Genomic DNA, 25,760 nt, shown 5'->3' on the forward strand with positions numbered 1-25,760 from the left:
TGGCCGTTGTGAGGGGTTCGATTGCCCGAGAGGAACATGGTCGTGGGCAGGAAGCAGCAGGCAAAGGACCAGGCGAAAGCGCTGGTCGATGCCGATACCGAGGCGGGACAGGCGGTGGCGCGCGAGCTGTCCGACCATCCGGTGGTAAAGGTCGCCGGCTGGCTGAGCGAGGTGGCCGATCAGCCGCCGACCGTCGCGATCAACCTGTGCGTCATCGCCACCGGGCTGGTGTCGGGCAATGGCCGGCTGACGCGGACCGGTGCGCGGATGCTGGCGGCGCATGGGCTGGCGACGGCGGTGAAGGCCGTGATGAAGCACAATATCGACCGGGCACGGCCGTATCTGTTCGCCAGCCGCGAGGCGCATCGACCGACGCCGGGCGAGCGCGACGAGGGGCCGCATAATTCCTTTCCCTCGGGCCATACCGCCGGCGCGGTCGCGGTCGCGCGGGCGGTGGCGCGCGAATATCCGCAGGCTGCCGGTCCCGCCTATGCCGGGGCGGGGGCGATCGCCGCGATCCAGATTCCGCGGGGCAAGCATTTCCCGATCGACGTCGTGGTCGGCGCGGTGATCGGCTGGGCGGCGGAGGCGGTTGTGGCGCGCGCCGTGGCGACGCTGCTTGCAGCCGAACAGGGCGCGCGCGGCCAGCGGGGCGGGTAGCACCGTCCGGCGACGCGGCGGGCATCGACCCGCCCCCAAGGGCGGATCGACATTCAACGAAATGGCTTCCCAATCTGCTCCCCTCCCTGGAAGGGAGGGGTTGGGGGTGGGTAGGCCGGTTGTGGAGCGCTTATGTTTCCTCTCGGGCCAACCCACCCCCAGCCCAGTTTTGGGTGAACAGTGCCCCGCACTGTTCAGGTCATGCCGGGGGCATGACCGACCCGAAACTCTTGTCAGGGAGGGGAGGCGCCTGAGGCACCGTCCGGCTGAATGTCGATCGGTCCTAGTTCCGGTGGTCCAATTTCGCCCAAAGTTTACAAAGTTTACACTAATGGCGCGTTTGTTGCGAACGTATCGCAACAGTGGCGATCGGTGATCGTGGAGTCATCTTCGCGTGGTCAAGGAGCGGCCGGTACGCTACCCGGCCGCCGCACTGTAGGACAGCGCCGCTACTTGCCCGACCCCACCATGGCAGAATTGACATCGACCTGCCGCTTCTTGCCCCAGGTCGAGGTGCGCGACAGGGCGGGGCCTTCGAGCGCGGCGATCACCTGATCGGGGCGGGGGAGCGCGGTCATCGGCGGGTAGCTGGTCGTCGCCCCCAGATCGTCGAGCGATACCGACCAGCGTGGCGGAGCCTTTTCGTCGAGCAGCACGCCCATCGCGTCGGGTGCGACGCTGGCCCCGCGTCCCGAATCGGTGAACGCCAGCAGATAGGCGTCGGTCGCGGCATTGGCGCGGTAGACGCCGCCGACGCGCGCCGGGGCCGGATCGCGGCACCACAGCACCGACGTGGCGGCGGGTTCGGGCGTCGCCTTGGCCAGCAGCGAGGCGAACAGGCCGCCGGTGATCGCCGCCGACGTCAGCGCCTGTTCGTCGCGGACCGGCTGCGCGGTGGTGGGGAAGGTGAGCGGCGTGGCGCAATCGGCGATCGGCTGCGCGGCCGGGCCGGTCGCGACATTCTTCGGCCAGTCGAGCGCCGCCAGCACGGCGGGCATCCGCGCGGCGACACCCGCGCCGTCGAGGGTGGACGAGCTGTAGCGCACCTTCACCAGCCATTCGCCGAGCGGCAGCAGCGCCAGCGCCGTGCCGCGATAGGGCGGCTTGGTGATGCTCCATGCGCCGATCAGGCCGCTGGGCGTGGTCTGTCCCGGCGGAGTGAAGGCGGCGGGGGCCATCGCCGGGGTGACGGTGCCGAACAGGTCGGTGCGCGTCTCGACCGAATGGCGGGCGCGATCGAACCACACCGGCACCGCGCCGCTGACCTGCCGATAGACATAGACGGTAATCATGTCGTTGCCCCGTTCGTAGCGGGCATAGACGTCGAGTTCATCCGCGCCGAGCGCCTCGACGCTGGTGCGGGGGATGCCGTCGAGGACGGTGGGAACGGCGAGGCGGCTGTGGCGGAAGCGATAGGGCTTGGTCGCCGAGGTGCGGATGACGGTCTTGCCCATCTGCTGCGCGGTCGCCGGCATTGTCGCGGCGATCATCGCGCCCAGTGCGGCCGTGAGCAGGCCCGTCGTCGTTCGCATCGCATTCCCCCCTTGGTGCGCCGTTTGGCCGGGCGCTGTCGGCACGTTTTGCGTGATTCGGTGTACCATGTCTGATCGACATTCATTTCCGTACCGTCACCCCGGACGTGTTCCGGGGGCTACGGTGCGGCAATCGGTGTGGTTCTAGTCTTGAGCGGCAGCGTGTGCGGCCGAGTGGACCCCGGAACAGGTCCGGGGTGACGAAGCGGATAGCGCGTTCGACCCGAAACGCCGGATCATGCGCCGCTTCGGGCGGAGTGCCGATCGGCATTTGTCGTTGATTCATCGTACCCAAAGCGTCGCCCCAGCGGAGGCTGGGGCCTCCCGCCGCTCCTGCTGTGTGCTGTCACGGGGAGATCCCAGCCTTCGCTGGGATGACGCTTGGTTCAAGGCGGATGGACCAACTACTAGCGGCGCGGCGTGGCCGGCATCGCGAACGGGCGGACCGGTTGCCCCGGGCGGAGCAGGAACGCACGCGCCGGGCCGGGGATCACGACGACCAGCGGCCGGCGATAGGCCTCCACCGCGAAGCTGTGCGTTTCGTTAGGCAGCGGCGCGGTGAGCGTCGAGGCGATGGCCAGCGCCTCACGGACGCCGGGCGGCGGGGGTGGCAGCGTCATGCAGCCTTTGGAAAAGGCGTAGGGGGTGCCGGGCGTGCCATCGACGGCGACCTCGACGCGGTAATGGCCACCGATGGGCATCTCGCCCGCCTTCATCTGCGGCGACAGGAAATAGACCGAGGTCGGGCCGGTCGCGGTCGGCGGCGGGACGACGACCGTGTTGAACGATGACCCGCACGGACCGATGCCGGCCGCGCCAATCGCCCTCGCCGCTGCGTTGCGCGCCGCGATCAGGCGCAGCCGGTCGGGCGACAGGATGGCCGCGTCGCCCGACAGCATCGTGGCATCGACCAGTTTGCCGCCGACCAGCCGCGCCGAATAGAGCGCGCGCGGTGGGTTCGAGCGGTCGTGGAAGACGACGGTCGGTTCGCTTGCCGGACCATCGACGATCCAGCCGCCGGCCTGATCGCGCCGCTGGCCAAGGCGGGGCATCACATCGTCGGTGCCGAGCCATGCCGCGCGGTCATAGGCCGCCATCAATCGTCCGCGCGCGACGATGCGGTCGAGTTCGGCCTGCTCGGCAGCAGTCGGTACGGGAGCGGGTACGGTTGTAGGTGTCGTCTGGGCAGCGGCGGGCAGCGTGGCACAGGCCGCGAGCAGAAGCAGGAAGCGTCGCATCAGGTTCCCCTCCGACGCGGCCCCCAATGCAAACGGGAGGTCCGCCGTCGCCGGCGAACCTCCCGCAAAAATGCCGTGCTGTCGAGACGGTTTACGCCGCCAGCGCCGCCTTCAGTTCGTCGACCAGGTCGGTCTTTTCCCACGGGAACAGGTCGCCTTCGGGCTTGCGGCCGAAATGGCCATAAGCGGCGGTGGCGCGATAGATCGGCTTGTTGAGGCCGAGCGCCATGCGGATGCCGCGCGGGGTCAGGCCGCCCAATTTCTCGATCTTGGCGATCGCGGTTTCGATCGCGGCGTCGTCGGCGGTGCCGGTGCCATGGGTGTCGACATAGAGCGACAGCGGCTTCGACACGCCGATCGCATAGGCAAGCTGGATCGTGCAGCGCTTGGCGAGGCCGGCGGCGACGATGTTCTTCGCCAGATAGCGGGTGATGTACGCCGCCGAGCGATCGACCTTGGTCGGGTCCTTGCCGCTGAACGCGCCGCCGCCGTGCGGAGCCGCGCCGCCGTAGGTGTCGACGATGATCTTGCGACCGGTGAGGCCGGCGTCGCCATCGGGGCCGCCGATCTCGAAGCTGCCGGTCGGGTTGATGTGATATTCGGTCGCGTCCGACAGCAGGTCGGCCGGGAGCACGTCGGCGATGACCGACTTCACATAGGCGTGGAGTTCGGCCTCCTTGTCGCCCTCGTCATAGCCCGGCGCATGCTGCGTCGACACGACGATCGCGGTGGCGGCGACCGGTTTGCCGTTTTCGAAGCGCAGCGTGACCTGGCTCTTGGCGTCGGGTTCGAGGAACGGCGCGGTGCGCGCGTGACGGTCGGCCGCCATCTTCGCGAGGATCTTGTGGCTGTAGTCGAGCGTGGCCGGCATCAGGTCGGGCGTCTCGTCGCAGGCGAAGCCGAACATGATGCCCTGGTCGCCGGCGCCTTCGTCCTTGTTGCCCGAGGCGTCGACGCCCTGCGCGATATGCGCCGACTGCGCATGCAGGTTGTTTTCGAAGCGAAAGGTTTCCCAGTGGAAGCCCGACTGTTCATAGCCGATCTTCTTCACCGTCTCACGGACGGCGGCCTCGATCTCGGCCTGCGCGCCGTCGGCCCACTGGCCGTTCTCGAACACGCCCTTGCAGCGGATTTCCCCGGCCAGCACGACGAGCTGGGTGGTGGTCAGCGTTTCGCAGGCGATGCGCGCTTCGGGGTCTTTCGACAGGAACAGATCGACGATCGAATCGGAAATCTGGTCGGCGACCTTGTCGGGATGGCCTTCGGAAACCGATTCCGAGGTGAAGAGATAATTGGAACGCATGGACTTCCTCTGGTTAGAGCGAAAGCGCGCGGCCGTTGCCATGCCGCATATAAAGCTTTCCTTATGTCCATGGCCCTAGCGCGCGGCGCGGCGGATGGCAATCGCGAGGCCGCTAAGCAAAACTATCATCGCCAGCGCCAGCCAGTTGCCCAGCCGCGCGAACAGGGTCGGGGGGTGCGGGGCGGGGATCGGAACCTCGATCGCGTCGGCGCGGCGCATAGGGATGGTTGCAACCAGCGCGCCCGATGCGTCGATCACCGCCGAAATGCCGTTGGTGGTGGAGCGCAACACCGGCAACCCCTCCTCGACGGCGCGCAGCCGGGCCTGCGCCAGATGTTGCGGTGGCCCCCAACTGCCGTACCATGAATCGACGGACGGATTGACGATGAAGCGTGGCCGGTGCGTCGGGTCGACGACCTGCCCGGAAAAGATGATCTCGTAGCAGATCTGCATCCCCGCATCGCCGAAACCGGGAACCGCGATCGTCGCTGGGCCGGGGCCGGGGCGGAAATCGACATCCCCCATCACCAGTCGCGACAGGCCGAGCGGCTGGAGGATCGAGCGCAACGGCAGATATTCCCCGCCCGGCACCAGATGCGCCTTGTCGTACCGGCCGATGATGCGGGCATCGGCGGTGATGGCGAACACCGAATTGCCGGCCCCTTCGATCCGGCGCTGGCGATCGAAGAACAGGGCGGTTCCGCCGACCAACGCGACGTCGCGCGGCCCCAGCGTCTCGGCAATGCGCGTGCGCAGCAGGAACGGGGACTGCGGATACCATTCGGGGGGATAGCCATCCTCCAACGGCGGGTTGACCGCACCTTCCGGCCAGATCACCAGTCGGGGAACCGGTCCCGGCCGCCCTGACAGCGCGACCAGCGTATCGAATACCCGATCGTCATACCCCGGCTGATTCTGCTCCTCCTTGCCAGCATTGGGCTGGACCACGCGCACGCGCGGCGCGTCGGACGATATGGCCGGGGTGGTGGGGCGTTCCATCCATGCGAACCCGGCCATCAGCACGGCAAGCCCGACCAGCACGGCGTAGCGTACGCGCGACCGGGGCAGCAGGATCGCGGCGCTGGCGACGACGGTCAGCCCCGACAGCGCGTAGGTGCCGGTGAAGGCGGCAAGATGGCGCAGCGGGGTCGGGACCCAGATCGCGCCGACCGGGTTCCATGGATAGCCCGTCATTACCACCGCGCGACAATATTCGGTGACGATCCAGCCTGCGCCGGCGATCAGGACGAAGCCGAGGTCGGGGCGCTCGCCGCGCCGCCCCAGCCGCCATGCGAAGCCGCCCGCCAGCATCGGATAGATCGCGAGATAGAGCGCGAGGCCGACGACCGCAACATAGCCAAGCGCGGGGGGCATCCGGTCCTGAAAGTCGAAGGCGTGCTGGATCCAGTTGTTGCCGATGGTGAAATGGCCGACGCCGAACAGCCATGAGCGCCACAGCGCGGTCCTGAGGCTCGGCGCGCGGTGGACCAGCCACAGCCACAGCGCGAACGCGGCCAGCGTCACCGGCCACCATTCGAGCGGCGCGAAGCCAAAGGCCGAGGTCAGGCCGGCGAGGAGAGCGAGGAGCGCAGACACGCGCGGCATATCCGCCGTGGGGCGGGCGGGTGCAAGGGGGAGTTGTTCCCGGCCCTCGTCACCCCGGACTCGTTCCGGGGTCCACGGCTCCGTCGGCAATGTCGTTCGTCCCGTACCGTGCCGCCTGCCGCACGGTGGACCCCGGAACAGGTCCGGGGTGACGAACATGGGTTATTTTGGCCGCCGTCGCGCGGTATCAGTACCGGCATGACCGCCTATGCCTGGCTCGCCGTCGCGATCGTCGCCGAAGTGATCGCTACCTCGATGATGCGCTCGACGCAGGGATTCACCCGCCTCGTCCCCTCGATCGTAACCGTCGTCGGCTATGCCGTCGCCTTCTATTGCCTGTCGCTGGCGCTGCGCACGATGCCGACCGGGATCGCCTATGCGATCTGGTCGGGGGTGGGGATCGTGCTGGTCGCGGGGATCGCGTGGGGGTGGCAGGGGCAGCGGCTGGACGGGGCGGCGCTCACCGGCATGGCGCTCATCATCGCCGGGGTGGTGGTGATGAACCTGTTTTCGCGCAGCGTGGCGCACTAACTGGGGAATATCACCGTACAGGAGCGTTCATGACACAGCCGGTCGAAGTCGACATTCCCCACAAGCTGGGCCGCGCAGGGGTGCGGACGCGAATCGATGGCGGCATCGACAAGCTGGCGGGCATGATCCCCGGCGGCACGATGCACGACAAACGGTGGGAGGGGGATACGCTCCACTTCACCGTCAGCGCGATGGGGCAGAGCGTGCAGGCGCGCTGCGAGCTGCACGACACGCATGTCCATGCGGTGCTCGACCTGCCGCCGATGCTGGCGCTGTTCGCGGCGAAGATTCGTGAGAAACTGGGGCGCGATGGGCCGGCACTTCTCAAGTAACGCTCGTCATTCCGGCGAAGGCCGGAATCCATTGTGTCGGGTGCTGGCGACTCTATCGCTGCCGTCACCCATCCATGGATTCCGGCCTTCGCCGGAATGACGGAGGGAGGGCCTCAGCGCGCCGCCAGCGGCTGGCTGACGCGCCAGATCACGTTGCCGACGTCGTCGGCCACCAGCATCGCGCCGGTGCGGTCGGCGATCACGCCCACCGGGCGGCCGTGGACCTGTTTGCCGTCGGCGGTCAGGAAGCCGGTGAGCAGATCGACCGGGCGGCTGTTGGGCAGCGGAAAGCCGTTGGTGCCGAACGGCACATAGACCACCTTGTAGCCCGATGGCGGCACCCGGTTCCACGATCCGTGCAGGCCGACCACCGCGCCATTGCCGAAGCGGTCGCCCAGCCGCATCGCATCGGTGAAGGCTAGGCCCAAGGGCGCGACATGCGCGCCCAGCGCATAATCGGGGCGGACGACATATTCGCGCAGATCGGGCCGCTGCGGCTGGACGCGATCGTCGATGTAGCCGCCCCAATAATGCCACGGCCAGCCATAGTTGCCGCCGAATTCCACCTTCGTCAGATAATCGGGCGGCATGTCCGACCCGATCATGTCGCGTTCGTTGACCACCGCCCACAGCTCCTTGCTGCGCGGTTCGAACGCCATGCCGTTGGCGTTGCGCAGGCCCGTGGCATAGATGCGGAAGCTTTTGGTTTCGGGGTTCACCTGCCAGATCGCGGCGCGGTTCTTTTCGACGTCCAGCCCATTCTCGGCGATGTTCGACGCCGATCCGACGCTGACGTAGAGCGACTTGCCATCGGGCGCGGCGACGACGTTGCGCGCCCAGTGGTTGCCGCCGCCGGGCAGCGCGACGATCTTCTCCGCTGCGGCGGTGATCTTGGTCTGGCCAACGCGGAAGGGATAGCGCACCAGCGCGTCGGTGTTGGCGACATAGAGCCAGTCGCCGACCACCGCCATGCCGAACGGCGAGTTCAGCCCGGTCAGCAGCGCGCTGCGACTCTCCGCCACGCCGTCGCCGTTCACGTCGCGCAACAGGGTGATGCGATTGGCCGAGGGGGTGCCCGCCCCGGCGCGGTCCATGAACCGCTTCATGAACCAGCCGGTGATGCCGCCGCCCTCGCGCGGCGGGCTGTTGCTCTCCGCCACCAGCACGTCGCCGTTGGCGAGGGCATAGAGCCAGCGTGGATGGTCGAGTCCCTTGGCGAACGCCTGTACCTGCAAGCCGGCGGCTGCGGTCGGCGTCTGGCCATCGGCCCAGCCGATCGGTTCGGCGACGCGGACCGTCGGGATACGCTGCGGCCGCGCCTGCGAGAGTTGCGGGGTCCGGCCGGTCACCGCCTGCTCGCTGAAGCGTGCCCGGTCGGGCCGCGTCAGATAGAACGCCAGCAGCGCGAGCAGCACGATGACGATGATGGTCAGGCGGATGACGTGTTTGCGCATTCCGCTTGAATAGGCGGGCGCGGGGGCGGGGGGAAGCGGTGTCCGGGGGGTGGGGGTGAATTTTCGTGGGGGAGAGGCTCAGGCTGATTCACCTGCCTTGAAGCGAGCGTCATCCCAGCGAAGGCTGGGATCTCCCGGGGCTGATGCGCGACAAGCGTCGCTTGAGGCCCCGGCCTTCGCCGGGGCGACGTTGGTTGCGAGGTGGAACAGGTAGGTCCACGACGGAACGGCAGCACTCGCCCCGAACCGACCCACCCCCGGCCCATCCCTTATCAGGGAGTGGAGGAGGTTGCCCTATTCGTCCTCAGTCGACACCGGCGGGTGGAGGCGCAGGCGCAGCACGCGGCGGGTGTCGGCGGCGACGATCTCGATCTTCCAGCCCGAGGGGTGGTCGAGGCAGGTCCCTTCTTTGGGCACTTCGCCCGCCAGCACGAAGGCGAGGCCGCCCAGCGTCTCGACGTCCTCGTCGACTTCGCCCAGCCGCGGGTCGATCAGTTCGGCGGCGTCCTCCAGCTCGGCGCGGGCATCCGCCTCCCATGCGCCGCCATCGAGCGGCACGAACAGGTCGGTCGGAGCCTCGTCATGCTCGTCCTCGATCGCGCCGACGATCTCCTCGACCAGATCCTCGATCGTGATGAGGCCGTCGGTGCCCGAATATTCGTCGAGCACGATCGCCAAGTGGGTGCGGCTGGCCTGCATCTGCGCCAAGAGGTCGAGCGTGCCCATCGACTGCGGTACGTAGAGCGGCTGGCGCAGCAGGCTGATTGCGGTCGGGGGGTGTTCCTCGCCCTTGGCGAGAATCGCGAACACGTCCTTCACATGGACCATGCCGACGACGGTATCGAGCTTTTCGCGGTACACCGGCAGGCGGCTGTGCCCCGCCTCGGCGAAGATCTTCACCACGTCGGCGAAGGGGGTGTTTTCCTCCAGCGCGACGATGTCGGCACGCGGCACGCCCATGTCGCCGGCGTCGCGTTCGCCGAAATGCAGGATGTTGCGCAGCATCTTGCGCTCGATCGGCGAGAGGTCGCCCTTCACCTGCGCGTCATGTTCCTCCTCGTGCGCGGCGATGACTTCCTCGATCCGTTCGCGCAGCGTCTCGCTGGCCTCGGTCCCGAAGATCAGCGAGCGCAGGCCGCGCCATATGCCCCCTTCGCCGCTGCTACTGTCGCCGGGCGTGGTGCTGGTCGAAACGTCGGCCATGATGGTCGTGTCAGTCCTCTGTAACGGGATAGGGATCGTGCAGGCCGAGTTCGGCGAGCGTCGAACGCTCGATCGCCTCCATGGCTTCCGCCTCGGCATCATTCTGGTGATCGTGACCTAGCAAATGCAGGCAGCCATGGACAATGAGGTGCGTGGCATGATCGGCGACCGAAATGCCGCGCTCGGCCGCTTCGGCGGCGCACACGCCGTGGGCGAGGACGATGTCGCCCAAGAGCACCTCGCCGTCGTCGCTGTTCTGCGTCACCGTGTCGAGCAGGTCGCTCTGGATCATCGGAAAGGACAGGACGTTGGTCGGCTTGTCCTTCTGGCGATATTGCCGATTGAGCGTCTGGACCTCGTCATCGCTGGTCAGCCGCACCGCGACCTCGATCAGCGCCGGGTCGGTCAGCCAGCCGCCCTGAGGCGTGCGGCCGATCAGCGCGGTCGCGGCGCGGGTGGCGAGCGCCTCCCAGTCGGTATCCTGCGGCCAGTCCGCCTCTGCCTGTACGGCGATGTCGATCATGAAAGGTCGGTCCTTGCGAAATCGTCGCCCTTGTAGAGCAGGCGGGCGTCGTTGGTACGGGCGCAGGCATAGGCGAAGCAATCGCCCATGTTGAGTTTCGCGTCGTGGCGACCCTTGCCGTAGCGGTGGTGTGTTTCAGTGGCGATACGCGCTTCGGGTTCGCCGATCGGAACCATCACGAGGCCGTTCTCCTCGGCAAAGGCATCGGTGATCTGCGCGGACAAGCTATCGCCGTATTTCGTCGCCCGCGCCACGCCGCTGATCGTTTCCCACCGCGAAATCGGCGACCACAAGGGGTTTTCCGCCGAAAACAGTCGGCTGCTTTGCTCCAGATAGTCAGGTTCGCGCGCCAGAATGGCGACCAGTACCGATGCGTCGATGAAGGTTGTCACAAATCACCGGACAGATCGTCAAAGAACGTCTTGTCCGCCGCCAGGCCGCTGGACTCGGGTACGGGATAGCGTTGGTAAAAGTCCTCGAGTCGCTCGCGTGGTGACGCCGTCTGGCGATTTCGGGTCAGTTCGGCTTCTACCGCACGGCGCACCGCTTCGGTCTTGCTGGTACCGCGCAGGCGGGCCAGCCGATCGACCAGAGCATTGGTTTTTTCGTCCTTGATATACAGCGATGCCATCGTCCGGCCTCCGGGGGAATATCCCGCAAGCTAATGCGGGATATTCCGGGCTTCAAGCGTCCTTGCCCTCGTATGCCTCGACGATGCGGCCGACGATCGGGTGGCGCACCACGTCGCCCGCGCCGAAGCGGGCGAAGGCGATGCCCTCGATCCCCTCCAGCCGGCGGGTGGCGTCGGCAAGGCCCGATGCCTGCACACCGCCGGGCAGATCGGTCTGGTTGGGATCGCCGCACACCACCATGCGGCTGTTCTGGCCGAAGCGGGTGAGGAACATCTTCATCTGCGCCGGCGTGGTGTTCTGCGCTTCGTCGAGGATGACGAAGGCGTCGGCCAGCGTCCGGCCGCGCATGAACGCGATCGGCGCGATCTCGATCTCGCCCGACAGGATGCGGCGTTCGACCTGTTCGGCGGGCAGGCAGTCGTTCAGCGCGTCGTAGAGCGGGCGGAGATAGGGATCGACCTTCTCCTTCATGTCGCCGGGCAGGAAGCCCAGCTTCTCGCCCGCCTCGACCGCCGGGCGCGACAGGATGAGGCGCTGGACGCTGCCGGTGATGAGCTGCGCCACCGCCTGCGCGACGGCGATATAGGTCTTGCCGGTGCCCGCCGGCCCCAGCGCGAAGATGATGTCGTGGTCGAGCAACTGGCGCATGTAGCCGGCCTGCGCGATGGTCCGCGGTACGATCGTCTTCTTGCGGGTGCGGATCATGATCGAGGGCGCGCCCTCGCCATTTTCCGCGCGGAAGATGCCGTCGAGTGCTGGTTGCGACGACATGGCGATCACCGCGTCGATCAGGCCGGGATCGATCGCCTCCCCGCGCAGCAGGCGGCGGTGCAGTTCGTTCAGCACCTCGCGGGCATGGGCGACGGCTTCGGCCGACCCCTCGATGCCCACGCGGTCGCCGCGTGCGGTGATATAGACGCCCAGCCGTTCCTCCAGCGCGAGCAGGTTCGCATCGAATTCGCCGAACAGGCGGGGGAGGAGTTGCGGCTTGTCGAAGGTGACTTCGGCGCGGGCACGTTGGCCGGCCTGGGCGGGGACGGGCTTGCGGCTCATGCGATCCTTTCGGGTACGGGAACGGGATGGCGCGCGGGGCCGGTCGGGACGGAGGCGGCGGGGCGCGGCGGCATCATGCGTGAAGGTGGCAGATGGCGCGGGCCGGGGGAAGGGGTGTTTTCGGTGTTTGTTCGCGCGACGGGTACGAAGAAGAAGGAAGCTTTGGTTCGCGCGGAGGCGCGGAGAAGAAGGAGTTTTCGCGCAGGGGGCGCTGAGGACGCAGAGACGGACGGCCTGCCGCGCCAGCGGCGCTCCATTCCCGGCCGCAGCAGGGGACAGGGCTTCGTCGGAGGATCGAACCGGTCCTGTTCTCCAACCCCTCTGCGTCCTCTGCGCCTCTGCGCGAAAACGCCTTATGCTTCTTCTCCGCGCCTCCGCGCCTCCGCGTGAACCCAATCTTCTTCTGCGCCCCGTCGAACCCGACCGCTACTTCATCGTCGCCATGTCGATGACGAAGCGGTATTTCACGTCGCTCTTCTGCATCCGGTCATAGCCCGTCTCAATCTCGTCCATCGCGATCGTCTCGATGTCCGCCGTCAGGCCGTGCTGGTAGCAGAAATCGAGCATTTCCTGCGTCTCGGCGATGCCGCCGATCAGCGACCCGGCGAGCGAGCGGCGGCCGAAAACCAGTGTGCCGACCGAGGGCGAGGGATGCGGCGTCTCCGGCACGCCGACCAGCGTCATCGTGCCGTCGCGCTTGAGCAGGCCCAGAAACTGGTCGAGGTTGTGGGCGGCAGCGACGGTATTCAGAATGAAGTCGAAGCTGCCGGCGTGCTCGGCCATCGTGTCTTCGTCCTTCGACACGATCAGGTCCTTGGCCCCCAGCCGGATCGCGTCGTCGCGCTTGTTCGGCGAGGTCGAGAAGACATAGACGTCGGCGCCCATCGCCGCCGCAATCTTGACGCCCATGTGGCCGAGACCGCCCAAGCCGACGATACCGACCTTCTGACCCGGCCCGACGCCCCAGTGCTTGAGCGGCGAATAGGTGGTGATGCCCGCGCACAGCAACGGGGCGACGGCGGCGAGGTCCTTCTCGTCGTGGCGGACGTTCAGCACGAAATCCTGATCGACGACGATATGGTCCGAATAGCCGCCGAAGGTGTGGCCGCCCAGCACCGGATCGGGGCCGTTGTAGGTGCCGACGAAGCCGGTGCCGGTGCAATATTGCTCCTCGCCCTCATGGCACGACGGGCATTCGCCGCAGCTATCGACCATGCAGCCGACGCCGACGGTATCGCCCGCCTTGAACTTGGTTACGTCGCTGCCGACGGCGGTCACGGTGCCGACGATCTCGTGGCCCGGAACGCAGGGGTAGAGCGTGCCCGGCCATTCACCGCGTGCGGTGTGCAGGTCGCTGTGGCAGACGCCACAGTAGCGGATGTCGATTGCGACGTCGGTGGCCTGCGGGTCACGGCGTTCGAACGAGAAGGGTGCAAGCTTCGCGTCGGCGCTCTGCGCGGCATAGCCTTGGGCGGGGGTCGTCATGGCGGGGAGCTTTCCGTGAAAGGGTAGGGGATTCCCCGCGTGCAATGCCGCACGACAGTTTTGGTTGCTGATATATTATATCGCGATATGGATTTTTCGGACCGGGCGGGGACTGGTTGCGCCAAACGACACCTCCGTCACCCCGGACTTGTTCCGGGGTCCACCGTGCGGCAGGCGCTTCCGCTCGATGAACGGGTGCTGCGGGTGCGGTGAGGTGGACCCCGGAACAAGTCCGGGGTGACGATGGTGGGATTACGCCAGCGAACGTTCGCCGTGTTCGAGCATCGCGGGGATGACGAGATCCTCCTCGTCCGCCAGATGGCGGTGCAGCAGCCCCAGCAACGCATCGGTCCGCGCGGCATAATCCGCTGCTGCGCGGTCGGCCGCGCCCGATCCGCCGAGCGCGGCGAGGAGCGTGCGCGCGGCGTCGGCATTGGCGACCAGCGCGGCGTGGATCGCGTGATGATCGGCGTCGAGCAGGTCGAAGCCTGCCGCCATGCGCGGGTCGAGCGCGCGGAACTTGGGGAAATAGGCGTGATCCTCGATCCGGTGATGCGCATCGAGGTGTTGCAGGAAGCGGTTCAGTTCGGGGACGAAGCGCCGCTGGAACCCGGCCGGATCGAGCCTGCCGCCGAGCAGGGCCTTGACCGTGGTATCGATCGCCGCCGCCTCGGCGCGGAGACTCGCGTGGACGTGGAGCCAGAAATCGGCGAGCTGGCCGAAATTGGTGTGGCCGCGCCAGCCGGGCTGCGGATGCGCCGCGCGCAGATAGGCAAGGTCGTCGCCGATGCCGCCGCGCCCGCCCAGCGTCAGGTCGCTCACGCCGCCGCCCGCATCCGCTCCACGCCCGACAGCGAGACGGGGCCGGCACCGACGACCTCGACCTCGACCATGTCGCCGACCTTCGAGTCGGTCATGAAATGGACCGATTGCAGCCACGGCGACTTGCCGAGCATCTGTCCGGCCTGTCGACCCTCGCGTTCGACCAGCACCTGACAGGTGCGGCCGATGGTAGCGTCGTTGAACGCCTTCTGGTCGCGCAGCAGCGCCGCCTGCAACCGTTGCAGCCGTTCGTCCATCACCGCCAGCGGAACGTCGCCGCCCATGTCGGCGGCGGGGGTGCCGGGGCGCGGACTGTATTTGAAGCTGAACGCCTGCGCATAGCCGACCGCGTCGACCAGCTTGAGCGTCTCCTCGAACTCGGCATCGGTTTCGCCGGGGAAGCCGACGATGAAATCGCCCGACAGCGCGATGTCGGGGCGCACCGCGCGCACCCGGTCGAGGATGCGCAGATAGCTGTCGCTGGTGTGGCTGCGGTTCATGGCTTTCAGCACGCGGTCGCTGCCCGCCTGCACCGGCAGGTGGAGGAACGGCATCAGCTTCTCGACATCGCCATGCGCGTCGATCAGCCCCTGCGTCATGTCGTTGGGATGGCTGGTGGTATAGCGGATGCGCTCCAGCGCCGGAATCCGGTCGAGATCGCGGATCAGCGCGTCCAGCCCACGCCCGTCGGCGTCGGCCCAAGCGTTGACGTTCTGCCCGAGCAGCGTGATCTCGCGCGCGCCGGCATCGACCAGCGCCTTCGCCTCGTCGAGCACGCGCGCGTACGGCCGGCTGATCTCGGCACCGCGGGTATAGGGCACCACGCAATAGGTGCAGAATTTATCGCAGCCTTCCTGCACGGTCAGGAACGCGCTCGGCCCCACGCGGCGGCGCGCGGGCAGGTGGGCGAACTTGGATTCGACCGGCATGTCGGTGTCGAGCTGCGCGGTGCCCGACGCCGCCTGCGCGACCAGTTTCGGCAGGTTGTGATAGGCTTGCGGGCCGACCACCACGTCCACCTTGGCGCGGCGGACGATCTCCGCGCCTTCGGCCTGGGCCACGCAGCCGGCGATCGCGATCATCGGATCGGACCCGTGTTTGCGGATGCGGCCGATGTCCGAATAGACCTTTTCGGTCGCCCGTTCGCGGATGTGGCAGGTGTTGAGCACGACGAGGTCGGCGGCGTGTGGATCGTCGGTCGCGGTCATGCCCTCGGCGCTCATCAATTCGGCCATGCGCTCGCCGTCGTAGACGTTCATCTGGCAGCCGAACGACTTGACGTGGAAGGTCTTGGGGGTGGTGGTCATCCGGCGGCCTGTACCGGATTTGGGCCGCGGTCGGAAGGGTCGGGGTTTGGGAAGGTTGGTTCACGCGGAGGCGCGGAGGGTAGAAGAAGGGATTGGTTCGCGCAGAGGCGCGGAGACGCAGAGAGGATATAAAGCAGGAGGTGTCAGCCTGTCCGGCGAAGCCTTGTCTCATGCTGCGGCCGAGAGTGGAGAGCCGCTGGCGCGGCGAGCGCACTTTCTCCGCGCCTCCGCGCCTCTGCGCGAACCAAAACTTCCTTCTTCGTACCTTCGCGCCTTCGCGTGAAAATCGATCTTCTTCTGCGATTCAGCCGGAGCCTCAAGCGGTTCCTGTCGCGTGCTGTCACCGGCAGATTCCAGCCTTCTCTGGGATGACGTGCGGTGAAACGGGTCAGGCCCTAGACGCCCCGCTCGGCCATCACCTCGGCGATCAGGTCCTTGCGGCTCAGCTTGCCGATCATCGTCTTGGGCAGGGTGAGGCGGACGACGACCTCGTCGACGCGCTCGTGCTTGCCCAGTTGCGGGTTGAGCCATGCCTTCAGCGCTTCGCCGTCGACCCCGGCATCGTCGGTCAGCGTGACATAGGCGTGCGGACTTTCGCCGCGATAGTCGCTGGGCAGGCCGATCACCAGCGCCTCGCGCACCGCCGGGTGGTGATAGAGCACGCGCTCGATCTCGCTGGGGAACACCTTGAACCCGCCGACCGCGATCATGTCCTTCAACCGGTCGACGATGCGGATGAAGCCGTCCTCGTCGATCATGCCGACATCGCCGGTGCGCAGCCAGCGCGTGCCATCGGCATCGTGGCAAAAGGTCGTGTCGTCGGCTTGCGCGCGGTTCCAGTAGCCCGCCATGATCTGCGGCCCCGCCACCACGATCTCGCCCGGCTCGCCGTCCGGGGCGGGGCGGCTGGCATCCTCCTTGTCGACGAGGCGGACTCGGGTGCCGGCGATCGGCTGGCCGATGGTGCCGGGCTTCTGCACCCCGGCATAAGGGTTGCACGACACCACGCCCGAGCTTTCCGACAGGCCATAGCCCTCGACCAATGTCGCGCCGGTCGCCGCCTCGAACCGCGCCTTCAGTTCGGGGGGCAGCGGCGCCCCGCCCGAGATGCAGTGGGCGAGCGAGGAAAAATCGGTCTGCTTCAGGCGCGGATGGTCGAGCAGTGCGCGGTACATCGTCGGCACGCCGGGCAGCGCGGTCGCCTTCGTCCGGTCGATCGCCGCCAGCACCTGTCCGGCGTCGAAGCGCGGCAGCATCACGATCTCCCCGCCCGACAGCACGGTGCGGTTGAGGACGCAGGTATTGGCGAAGACATGGAAGAACGGCAGCACGCCGAGGATGCGGTCGACCGCCTGCCCGCGATCGGGATCGAGCCATGTCACCTGCCGCGCATTGGCCGCCAGATTGGCGTGGCTGAGCATCGCGCCCTTGGGACTGCCGGTGGTGCCGCCGGTGTACTGGATCAGCGCCAGATCGCGTTCCGGGTCGATCGCCGGCGTCGCGCAGCCGCCGTCGTTGGCGATCAGCGCGGAAAAGGCGGTGATGCGCGGATCGTGCGGCCGCGCCGTCACCTCGCCCGAGCGGAACCAGCGGTAGAACAGCGACTTGGCCGGTGGCAGCGCGCCAGCGACCGATCCCACCACCAGCCGTTCGAGCGCGCTGTCGTCGAGCACCCTGAGTGCGGTCGGCAACAGCGCCGAGGCCGACAGGGTGAACAGCAGCTTCGTGCCCGAATCGGCGACCTGCGCCGCCAGTTCCTGCGCGGTGTAGAGCGGCGAGAAGTTCACCACCGTCGCGCCCAGTTTCAATATGCCGTAATAGGCGGCGATGTAATGCGGCACATTGGGCAGGAACAGGCCGATGCGGTCGCCCGGCGCATAGCCCATCCGCGCGAGGCCGCACGCCACCCGGTCCGCGCCGTTCTTCGTTTCGGCATAGCTGTAATGCCGGCCGAGGAAGTCGATCAGCGGTGCCGGCCCGCGTCTGGCGGCCGATTGCTCGAACAGGTCGACCATCGACATCGGCGGGATCGGGGTATCCCATGGCACGGGATGACCATAGCGGGCGGGCGGGGGGACGGCGCTGCTCATTGACATGAATGTTAGCAGTAGTTGCGAGTACCGCAAGCCGGGTTGCAGTTTGTGCAACCGCGAGATTTCACGCTGCGAGTGCGAGCGGGCGGGCGCGTTCGGTGCGGTCGCGCCCGGCCGCCTTGGCATGGAACAACGCCTGATCGGCGAGGCGATAGAGCTTTTTCCAGTCGCCCTCGTTGGCGAGCGGGCCGTGGCACATGCCGATGCTGGTGGTGACGCGCAGGTCGAACGGCATGTTCTGCGCGCGGACGACCGAGAGGACCGCATCGGGATCGGGCATGGCGCGGGCCGGCCCCAGCATCGCGAATTCCTCGCCGCCCATCCGCGCCAGCAGCACGCCGTCCTGACGATGATCGCGCAGCACGCGGGCGAAGATGCGCAGCACCTCGTCGCCGCCGTCATGGCCGATGGTGTCGTTGACCTGTTTGAAATGATCGATGTCGAACAGCATCAGCGTGCGCGGACCGTCCGCCGCGATCGCGCGCGCCATGAACGCCCGGCGGTTGAGCAGTCCGGTCAACGGATCGGTATCGGCCAGCTCGCGGCTGATCGCTTCCTGTCGCACCGCCTCGTCGCGTTCGATGCTGAGCAGGCGGATGCGATAGGCGATGGCGAGGCTGGTGAGCAGCGCCTCCGCGCTCATCGCCAGCAGCGTGGAATTGTCGATCCAGAAATTCCACTCGATCAGGTTCAGGTTATACAGGCCGCGCATCACCACCATGCCGATCGGCGATGCCCAGGTGAGCGAGAACAGCCAGAGGTAATTGCTGCGCCGTGCCCATGCCCGCCACAGGATCGGCATCACCACCAGCGGCACGCCCATGAACATCACCGAATAGACCTGGTCGAGCAGCCGGATCGCGACGGGCGCGAACGCCATGAAGACGGCACCGAGCGCGAAGAACGCGATCGCCGCGCCATCGGTCGACCGCCCGACCCAGCCGGTAAAGACGCGCGGTTCGAAGAAGCGCCGGCTGAACGCCAGTGCCGCCGCCGTCGCCCATGACAGCACGACATGGTTGAGCGTGATCCGGCTGTTGTTCGGCAGGTCGGGGACCAGCCATGCGAGCGCCCCCGACGACGACAGCGCATAGAGGTTCAGGCACAGCAGCATCGCGCAATAGGCGATCTGGAAATCATGGCGCAGCGCCTTCCACAGCGCGAGATTGTAGATCAGCAGCGCGGTACACAGTCCGACGAACCCGGCATAGAGGCCGGCGAGCAGCAGGTCCGACCGGATGCTGTCGGCATCGTCGCTGATCCGCGCGCCGACCACGATGCCGCGCAGGTTGGCCGCCCCGTCGATCCGCCACAACAGCCGCCGGATCGTGCCGGGCCGGTCATCAAAGCGATGTTCGACCACCGCGCCGAGGCGGAGATGGCCGCTGACCCCCGATGCGTCGCTGGCGATCCCCTCGATCCGTCCGTCGTCGCGGATCGCATAGAGCGTGAGCGCGCGTTGCCACAGGCTGGCCTGGCGGACGCGCAGCGCGCCGTGATCGTCGTCATGCCGCTGCACCGGTCCCGACAGGACCCAATAGTCGCCGGGTCCGAAGTGTTGCTGCGGCGTCGCGCAGTCGAACCGGGCAGGTTCGGCGAGGATCGCGCGCACGCTGTCCCCCGGCTGTGCCGGGCGGACGCACAGCGCCACCGGATCGCCGATGATCCCGGCCTGCGCCGATGCCGGCGTGGCAGCGAATACTGCCAGCGCCAGCAACATGATCGCCCAAATGTGCCGAACCCGCGACTCCATCGCCCGATGATGCACGACAGCCGACAATTTTCGGTAAATGCGGGTTTTGCCGGAACCGCGCGGAAGCGCGAGTTTCGAGGCGGTGCCGGCCCGCTCCCCCACGGGTCCCAGCAAAGTAATACTTTGCTGGGCTACCCTCACCCGGCCACCCATTCAGGATACGCTGTGGGTGGCCGGGTGGGGGAGCGGGCCGGCACCGCAAAACATGGATTCAGCGCGGCGCGACGACGATCGAGCGCAGGCCGGCGGCGACCGCTTCCTGCGACAATGCCTGCATCGCGGCGGCGGGGGTGCCGATCGGCATCATCACCCGCGCGCTCGACCGGCCGTCGCCCAGCGCCTGCGGAAAGCTGGTCATCCGGGTCGGGCGGTGCGCGCCCTGTGCGCGGACGAACGCCTCCACCGCCGCGCTGGGGCCGGCCACCGTCAGCTCCGGGCCGCCCGCACCCGGTGCCACACCACAGCCCGCCGCCGAGCACGCCAGCACCATGGCCGCCGCCATCGTCATCGATTTCCGCATCCCCGTCCCCTTTGCCGGCCGTGTCGGTCACGGTCCGTTTGTCGGGGGCCAAGCTGACATGCGGTCAGCCGGTGCGCAACACCCTTATCCCAGCGCCTCGTCGAGCAGGCGGGCGAGGCGCAGGCCGCCCTTGCGCACCTGATCCTGCGCGATCGGCACCAGCCGGGCGATCGTCGCATCATCGAGCTTCACCCGGCCCGTGGGTTTGGGCGCGCAGGCATCGCCGCCGAGCGCGGGGGCATAGGCATAGTCGCGGCTGACGGTCCAGCTATCGCGGCTCCAGTCCTCGACGCTGCCCGCCTGCACGGCCGCGCGCTCGGCCGGGGTATAGACGCGCAGGATCGACGGCGGCGTCGAGATCGCGCGCTCGGCCAGCGGCCCGTCCCAGATCGAATGGAGGTTAAACCGCTCGGGTGCATAGACGCCGTAATCGGCCTTCACCCGGTTCCCGCCCAGATCGCCACGATCGCCAGCATGGAGCGGCATGTGCAGATCGCCGACGAAATGGACGAGGAAGGCCAGCGCCTGCACCTTTTCGCGCATCGGCACCTTGGGGTCCTTCAGCAGCTTCACGTCGCGCTCGATCTGCGCCGACACGCAATTGCCGTCCTTGCACGCCGATTTCAGGTCGAACGGCTTGCACACGTCGACGTTCTGGTAATGCCACGCATAGGCATAGCTGAACCGCTCGCCGAGCGGCTTGACGCAATCGGCCCACACGCTCGCCTGTTCGATCGTCCGCGCCGGACAGGTCGGCGTCTCCAGCAGCGCCTGATGCCGCAGGATACGCTCGATCGCCGCGCGGGTTTCGGGGCGGACGTTCAGCCTTGCGATGGTCGCGACGCTTTCATGCCCGAACTCCCAATACGCATGGGCGGGCGAGGCGGCAAACAGCGCGGCAAGCGCGAGGATCAGGCGGCGAATCATGGGGTTGGCGTTAGCTTGCGGCTTCGTACAGTTCCAGTGGCAGGCCGTCGGGGTCGGTGAAGAAGGTGAAGCGCTGTCCGGTATGCTCGTCGACACGGACCGGTTCGCACGGCACGCCGTGCCCGGCCAGTCGCGCGACCTCCGCGTCGATGTCGGCGACGGTGAAGGCCAGGTGGCGCAGGCCGAGCGCTTCGGGGCGCGACGGGCGGGGCGGGCTCTCGGGGAAGGTGAACAGCTCGATCTGCGCTGGTCCCACGCGCAAGTCGCATTTCCACGACTGCCGTTCGGCGCGATACACTTCGCGGATCACGCTCAGGCCCAGCACGTCGCGGTAGAAGCGTTTCGAGCGGTCATAGTCCGAGCCGATAATCGCGACATGGTGGAGCGCGGCAAGGCCACTCATGCCTCGTCACCATAGATCGCGACGTGCCGCGTGCCGGCGGCGTCGGCGCGGCCGCGGAACATGCCCGGCGTGGTGAAGCTCCACGCCGCATCGCCCTTGGGGCCGGTGACGATCACCCCGCCGGTGCCGCCCAGCGCTTGCACCTCGCCCAGCACGGTATCGGCGGCGGTTTGCAGGTCTTCGCCGGTGAAGCGGATGCGCGCGCCGATCTCGTGGCCGACGCCGATGCGGATGAAGAACTCCCCCGAGCCGGTGGCGCTGACCGCGCACGACCGGTCGTCGGCATGGGTGCCCGCGCCGATCAGCGGCGAATCGCCGACCCGGCCCCAGCGTTTGGCGGTGACGCCGCCGGTCGAGGTGGCGGCGGCGACATGGCCGTGCGTATCGATCGCGACCGCGCCGACCGTGCCGTATTTCATGTCGACATCGAACCAGTTGTCGGGATCGGCCTTCATCGCGTCGAGTTGCGCGCGGCGCGCGGGCGTCAGGAACCAGTCGGGGTCGGCCTGTTCCACGCCCTGTTCGGTCGCGAACACGTCGGCCCCCTTGCCGGCGAGCAGGACATGCGGGCTGTGCTCCATGACGGCGCGGGCGAGTGTGACGGGGTGGCGGCTGCGGGTGACGCCCGCCACCGCGCCCGCCGCGCGGGTACGCCCGTCCATGATCGCCGCGTCCAGCTCGATCCCTCCGTCATAGGTCAGCACCGCGCCGCGCCCCGAATTGAACGTAGGGTCATCCTCCAGCACGCGCACCGCCGCCTCCACCGCGTCGAGCGCCGCGCCGCCCGCCGCCAGCACCGCTTCGCCAGCGGTGAGCGCGGCGTCCAGCCCGGCGCGTGCCGCCGCGTCGGTCGCGGCGCTCACCGTCTCGCGGGTCAGGACACCGGCGCCGCCGTGGATCATCAGCGTCCAGGAAGGAGTGGGGGAGGCGGACATGGCGACGTTCCTGTGGACTGCGAAAAGGGAGCGCCGCCTGCTATCAGATCGCGCGCGCCATGCCACCCCGCGCCGCGGTCCCACGCGGCGGCATCCCCAGCAGCAGCCCCAGAGTCGGCACGGCACGCGCGGCCAGACAGGCGGCGGCACAGGCGGCGATCGTCACCGCGAACACGATTGCCGCCATCACCCCCGCGCCAAGATCGAACGGCAGCAGGAACCAGATCGTCGCGACGATTACCGGATGATGCACCAGATACGCCGGGAACACCGCGCGCGACAGCGGCAGCCGCCAGCGATGGTCGCGGTTGGCCAGCGCATCGGCCAGATGGAACAGCGTGACGATCATCCCCCACGCCATCACCGATCGTGCCGCGCGGTCGATCGCCATCACCAGATGCGGCGGCACGGCGGTGCCGGGATAGCGCAGCTCGACCGCCGTCGTCACCATCCCGCCGGCCAGCGCGAGCGCCACCGCCGGCCGCCAGTGGCGGTGCAGCGCGCTCCACAGCACCGGGCGTCGCCCGAGCAGAAATCCCGCCGCGAACAACGGCCAATATTGCGAATGCCCCGCCCAGTCGCTCGCCAGCCCCATCCGCTCGGCGACGGTGAACAGCAGTGCGAGGCGCAGGCCGACCAGCAGCGCGAGCGGGGCCCAGAGCAGCCGGTGGCCCTGCATCAGCCAGCCGGCGGCGCGATCGAGCAGCCGGTCGGTCCGCCCCCCTGCGCCCGCGAGCAGCACGACCAGCACCATGGTATAGACCCACAGATAGGCGACGAACCACAGATGCTCCCAACTGGGAAACGCCACGCCCCAGAAGCGCCCGTCGTGCCATGCGTCATGGACCCAGAACCAGCCGAACGGCCGGGGATAGCCTGCCTCGCGCACGCGCACCCACATCTCGACCGGCACGACCGCGACCATCGCGAACGCCAGCGGGACCAGCAGCCGTTTCGACCGGTCGATCGCGAAGTCGCCGCGCCCGGCCGAGCGCAGCGACAGCATCGCCGAGGCATAGCCCGACACCGCGAACAGCAATCCCAGCCGCCACGGCGTCACCGCCATCATCGGCACGATCAGCCAGTGGAAGGCATAGGGCGTCTTGACCACCCAGTCCCACGGGCTGAACGCCATGGCGATGTGATAGGGGACCAGCAGCGCGAAGGCGGCGATGCGCAGCCAGTCCAGCCCGTAATGTCTTGCCCGAAGGTTCACGTACGCGAAGGCCTACCCTGCCTCGCGCGCCTTTCGCACGAAACAATGCGGGGCTATAGCAAGCCTCCGGTTACGCAAGCCTTAGCGAGAATTTTCATGTCGATCCGTCCCTGGCGCGATATACACCGCCGTCAAAGCCGCCAGATCATGGTCGGCAACGTGCCCGTCGGCGGCGACGCGCCGGTCACGGTGCAGACGATGACCAATACCGACACGTCGGACGCGGTGGCGACGCTCGACCAGATCCGCCGCTGCGAGGAAGCGGGCGCGGACATCATCCGCGTCTCCTGCCCCGACGTGCCCAGCACGCAGGCGCTGCGCCAGATCACCCGCGCCGCGCGGGTGCCGATCGTCGCCGACATTCATTTCCACTACAAGCGCGCGCTGGAGGCCGCCGATGCGGGGGCGGCGTGCCTGCGCATCAACCCGGGCAACATCGGATCGAACGAGCGCGTCGCCGAAGTCGTCCGCGCCGCCAAGGCGAACGGCTGCGCGATCCGCATCGGCGTGAACGGCGGCAGCCTCGAAAAGCATCTGCTGGAGAAATACGGCGAGCCGTGCCCCGACGCGCTGGTCGAATCGGCGATGGACCATATCAAGCTGTTGCAGGACCATGATTTCCACGAGTTCAAGGTCGCGGTAAAGGCATCCGACCTGTTCATGGCGGTCGCGGCGTATCAGCAACTGGCCGAAATGGTCGATTGCCCGCTGCATCTGGGCATCACCGAGGCGGGCGGCTTCGTCGGCGGGACGGTCAAGTCGGCGATCGGCATCGGATCTTTGCTGTGGTTCGGCATCGGCGACACGATCCGCGTGTCGCTGTCGGCCGAGCCGGAGGAGGAAATCCGCGTCGGCTTCGAGATTCTCAAAAGCCTCGGCATCCGCAACCGCGGCGTGCGCGTGGTGTCGTGCCCGTCGTGCGCGCGGCAGGGGTTCGACGTGATCCGCACCGTGCAGGCGCTGGAGGAACGGTTGCAGCACATCCGCACGCCGATGTCGCTGTCGGTGCTCGGCTGCGTCGTCAACGGCCCCGGCGAGGCGCGCGAGACCGACATCGGGATTACGGGGGGCGGCAACGGCCGGCACATGGTCTATCTGTCGGGCGTCACCGACCATCACGTGCAGGACGCCGACATGATCGAGCATATCGTCAAGCTGGTCGAAGCGAAGGCGGCGGAAATCGACGCGGCCGGCGCGGGCATGCCGCAGGCAGCGGAGTAACGCTGTGCGCTCCCCTCCCTGGCAGGGAGGGGCTGGGGGTGGGTAGGCCGGTTGTGGCGCGCGCACCTCCCCTCGCGGGCCGACCCACCCCCGACCCCTCCCTCGTCAGGGAGGGGAGTAGTGGCGCGCCCTACGATCCCCCCAGCACGTTCACGCTGAACGCCACGACGCCAAGGTTGAACAGGAACGCGATCAGGCAGTGCCCGGTCGCCACCCGGCGCATCGCCCGGCTGGTCAGCGTGACGTCCGACGTCTGGAACGTCATGCCGAGCGTGAAGGCGAAATACACGAAATCCCAGTAATCGGGCTCGTCGGTGCCGGGAACCGACAGCCCGCCGGTATCCCGGCCATCGCCGGCGGCGGTATAGAACAGATGCGCGTAATGCAGCGTGTAGACGGTGTTGGCGAAGCCCCATGCCAGCAGCAGCGTGGCGACGACCAATGCCATTACCGGCGGTCTGGGAGCGCCGCGCTGGCCCAGTTCGGCGGCGATCGCCGCCAGCACCACGATCGCGATCCCGCCCGACAGCAGCAGCAGCAGCGCGCGGTTGGCGTCGTTGCGCAGTGCCGCGGCGCGCATCGCATCGGCCGACGCGCCGAGCAGCGACACGCACGACAGCAGGAACACCACCGCCCCGGCATCGAACGCCAGCGGAACCCCGCTGCGCCAGCCGAGCGCGGGGACGCTCCACGCCCCGGTCGCGCCCGCGACTAGGGCGAAGGCGAGGAAGCGCGGCGGCGCGATGCGTTGGCCTAGATCGAGCGACATGGCACCCGTCTATCGCACCGCCTTGTCGTTCGGAAGCGGCCCGGCCGGTCCCGCTGACGGGGCCGGCCGGGTACGGTGCCGGTTCAGCCCTTGATCGTCACCATGCCGACCGGCTTGTCCTTGGTCGATGCGTTGGCGGCGATGGTCTTGACCTTGACCGCCTTGGGCTTGCGGACTTCCTTGTTCGACTTCTGCTGGCTCTTGGCCATGACGCTGTCCTTCGTGGGCGAGACGCCCGGTGGC

At 67.9% G+C, this 25,760-nt stretch carries 26 protein-coding genes; 4 read left to right on the forward strand and 22 right to left on the reverse strand.

Going from position 1 to position 25,760, the window contains the following annotated elements:
- The first annotated feature begins 42 nt into the window (after positions 1-42).
- A complete protein-coding gene (locus tag LRA89_RS03230; protein ID WP_230768994.1) occupies positions 43-660 on the forward strand; it encodes a phosphatase PAP2 family protein in 618 nt (205 codons plus the stop codon).
- A 449-nt stretch (positions 661-1,109) separates the two neighbouring features.
- On the opposite strand, the gene LRA89_RS03235 is transcribed toward LRA89_RS03230, so the two are convergent.
- From LRA89_RS03235 to lnt, 4 genes are all read right to left on the reverse strand, one after another.
- On the reverse strand, positions 1,110-2,192 hold the full coding sequence (locus LRA89_RS03235; RefSeq protein ID WP_230768995.1) for a hypothetical protein: 1,083 nt from the start codon (positions 2,190-2,192) through the stop codon (positions 1,110-1,112).
- A 407-nt stretch (positions 2,193-2,599) separates the two neighbouring features.
- Positions 2,600-3,430: a hypothetical protein gene (locus tag LRA89_RS03240; RefSeq protein ID WP_230768996.1), complete on the reverse strand. Its 831-nt coding sequence runs from the start codon at positions 3,428-3,430 to the stop codon at positions 2,600-2,602.
- Positions 3,431-3,521: 91 nt separating this feature from the next.
- Positions 3,522-4,733 (reverse strand): methionine adenosyltransferase, encoded by a 1,212-nt coding sequence (metK, locus tag LRA89_RS03245; RefSeq protein WP_055755581.1) that lies wholly within the window; start codon positions 4,731-4,733, stop codon positions 3,522-3,524.
- Positions 4,734-4,808: 75 nt separating this feature from the next.
- On the reverse strand, positions 4,809-6,338 hold the full coding sequence (lnt, locus tag LRA89_RS03250) for an apolipoprotein N-acyltransferase (protein WP_230768997.1): 1,530 nt from the start codon (positions 6,336-6,338) through the stop codon (positions 4,809-4,811).
- 198 nt (positions 6,339-6,536) lie between these two features.
- Here lnt and LRA89_RS03255 point away from each other — a divergent pair, with 198 nt between their 5' ends.
- Both LRA89_RS03255 and LRA89_RS03260 read left to right on the forward strand, forming a co-directional pair.
- Positions 6,537-6,869 (forward strand): SMR family transporter, encoded by a 333-nt coding sequence (locus LRA89_RS03255; protein WP_230768998.1) that lies wholly within the window; start codon positions 6,537-6,539, stop codon positions 6,867-6,869.
- Positions 6,870-6,898: 29 nt separating this feature from the next.
- Complete coding sequence (locus LRA89_RS03260; RefSeq protein ID WP_055755584.1) at positions 6,899-7,201, forward strand: polyhydroxyalkanoic acid system family protein; 303 nt, start codon at positions 6,899-6,901, stop codon at positions 7,199-7,201.
- A gap of 113 nt (positions 7,202-7,314) precedes the next feature.
- Here the strand turns inward: LRA89_RS03260 and LRA89_RS03265 are convergent, their stop codons facing one another.
- The 16 genes from LRA89_RS03265 to LRA89_RS03340 form a co-directional block, all read right to left on the reverse strand.
- Positions 7,315-8,655, reverse strand: coding sequence for a PQQ-dependent sugar dehydrogenase (locus LRA89_RS03265; RefSeq protein ID WP_230768999.1), 1,341 nt, complete (start codon positions 8,653-8,655; stop codon positions 7,315-7,317).
- Positions 8,656-8,949: 294 nt separating this feature from the next.
- The gene (locus tag LRA89_RS03270) at positions 8,950-9,858 is read right to left on the reverse strand and encodes a hemolysin family protein (protein WP_055755586.1); all 909 of its coding nucleotides are present in this window, start codon (positions 9,856-9,858) and stop codon (positions 8,950-8,952) included.
- Between the two features lie 10 nt (positions 9,859-9,868).
- Complete coding sequence (gene ybeY, locus LRA89_RS03275) at positions 9,869-10,381, reverse strand: rRNA maturation RNase YbeY (protein WP_056493952.1); 513 nt, start codon at positions 10,379-10,381, stop codon at positions 9,869-9,871.
- Positions 10,378-10,773 carry a type II toxin-antitoxin system VapC family toxin gene (locus LRA89_RS03280; RefSeq protein ID WP_230769000.1) on the reverse strand — a complete coding sequence of 132 codons (396 nt, stop codon included), beginning with the start codon at positions 10,771-10,773 and terminating at the stop codon, positions 10,378-10,380. The genes ybeY and LRA89_RS03280 overlap by 4 nt, the downstream gene beginning before the upstream one ends.
- Positions 10,770-11,012 (reverse strand): type II toxin-antitoxin system VapB family antitoxin, encoded by a 243-nt coding sequence (locus LRA89_RS03285; RefSeq protein WP_230769001.1) that lies wholly within the window; start codon positions 11,010-11,012, stop codon positions 10,770-10,772. Before LRA89_RS03285 ends, LRA89_RS03280 begins: the two co-directional genes overlap by 4 nt.
- A 52-nt stretch (positions 11,013-11,064) precedes the next feature.
- On the reverse strand, positions 11,065-12,066 hold the full coding sequence (locus LRA89_RS03290) for a PhoH family protein (protein ID WP_056493958.1): 1,002 nt from the start codon (positions 12,064-12,066) through the stop codon (positions 11,065-11,067).
- 426 nt (positions 12,067-12,492) lie between these two features.
- Entirely contained in the window at positions 12,493-13,551 is a 1,059-nt protein-coding gene (locus LRA89_RS03295) for an NAD(P)-dependent alcohol dehydrogenase (RefSeq protein ID WP_230769002.1), read from the reverse strand.
- 252 nt (positions 13,552-13,803) lie between these two features.
- Positions 13,804-14,373 carry a hemerythrin domain-containing protein gene (locus LRA89_RS03300; protein WP_230769003.1) on the reverse strand — a complete coding sequence of 190 codons (570 nt, stop codon included), beginning with the start codon at positions 14,371-14,373 and terminating at the stop codon, positions 13,804-13,806.
- The gene (gene miaB, locus LRA89_RS03305; RefSeq protein WP_268934892.1) at positions 14,370-15,680 is read right to left on the reverse strand and encodes a tRNA (N6-isopentenyl adenosine(37)-C2)-methylthiotransferase MiaB; all 1,311 of its coding nucleotides are present in this window, start codon (positions 15,678-15,680) and stop codon (positions 14,370-14,372) included. The genes LRA89_RS03300 and miaB overlap by 4 nt, the downstream gene beginning before the upstream one ends.
- Positions 15,681-16,075: 395 nt before the next feature.
- On the reverse strand, positions 16,076-17,770 hold the full coding sequence (locus LRA89_RS03310) for a long-chain-fatty-acid--CoA ligase (protein WP_230769004.1): 1,695 nt from the start codon (positions 17,768-17,770) through the stop codon (positions 16,076-16,078).
- A 67-nt stretch (positions 17,771-17,837) separates the two neighbouring features.
- Positions 17,838-19,493, reverse strand: coding sequence for a GGDEF domain-containing protein (locus LRA89_RS03315; RefSeq protein WP_230769005.1), 1,656 nt, complete (start codon positions 19,491-19,493; stop codon positions 17,838-17,840).
- Between the two features lie 244 nt (positions 19,494-19,737).
- Positions 19,738-20,046: a hypothetical protein gene (locus LRA89_RS03320; RefSeq protein ID WP_230769006.1), complete on the reverse strand. Its 309-nt coding sequence runs from the start codon at positions 20,044-20,046 to the stop codon at positions 19,738-19,740.
- Positions 20,047-20,130: 84 nt separating this feature from the next.
- Positions 20,131-20,973 (reverse strand): S1/P1 nuclease, encoded by an 843-nt coding sequence (locus LRA89_RS03325; protein ID WP_230769007.1) that lies wholly within the window; start codon positions 20,971-20,973, stop codon positions 20,131-20,133.
- Positions 20,974-20,983: 10 nt separating this feature from the next.
- Positions 20,984-21,376 carry an SMU1112c/YaeR family gloxylase I-like metalloprotein gene (gene gloA2 / locus LRA89_RS03330; protein ID WP_230769008.1) on the reverse strand — a complete coding sequence of 131 codons (393 nt, stop codon included), beginning with the start codon at positions 21,374-21,376 and terminating at the stop codon, positions 20,984-20,986.
- Positions 21,373-22,311, reverse strand: coding sequence for an isoaspartyl peptidase/L-asparaginase family protein (locus tag LRA89_RS03335; protein ID WP_230769009.1), 939 nt, complete (start codon positions 22,309-22,311; stop codon positions 21,373-21,375). The genes gloA2 and LRA89_RS03335 overlap by 4 nt, the downstream gene beginning before the upstream one ends.
- 43 nt (positions 22,312-22,354) lie before the next feature.
- Entirely contained in the window at positions 22,355-23,527 is a 1,173-nt protein-coding gene (locus LRA89_RS03340; protein ID WP_230769010.1) for an acyltransferase family protein, read from the reverse strand.
- Between the two features lie 96 nt (positions 23,528-23,623).
- Here LRA89_RS03340 and ispG point away from each other — a divergent pair, with 96 nt between their 5' ends.
- Positions 23,624-24,748, forward strand: a complete 1,125-nt coding sequence (ispG, locus tag LRA89_RS03345; protein WP_055755598.1) for a flavodoxin-dependent (E)-4-hydroxy-3-methylbut-2-enyl-diphosphate synthase — start codon at positions 23,624-23,626, stop codon at positions 24,746-24,748.
- A 130-nt stretch (positions 24,749-24,878) separates the two neighbouring features.
- Here ispG and LRA89_RS03350 read toward each other — a convergent pair whose 3' ends face one another.
- Entirely contained in the window at positions 24,879-25,517 is a 639-nt protein-coding gene (locus tag LRA89_RS03350; protein WP_082467018.1) for a DUF1345 domain-containing protein, read from the reverse strand.
- Between the two features lie 83 nt (positions 25,518-25,600).
- Positions 25,601-25,726 (reverse strand): hypothetical protein, encoded by a 126-nt coding sequence (locus LRA89_RS20450; protein WP_268795699.1) that lies wholly within the window; start codon positions 25,724-25,726, stop codon positions 25,601-25,603.
- Between the last annotated feature and the right edge of the window lie 34 nt (positions 25,727-25,760).

This window comes from Sphingomonas sp. Leaf4, assembly GCF_920939515.1.
Classification (GTDB): domain Bacteria; phylum Pseudomonadota; class Alphaproteobacteria; order Sphingomonadales; family Sphingomonadaceae; genus Sphingomonas.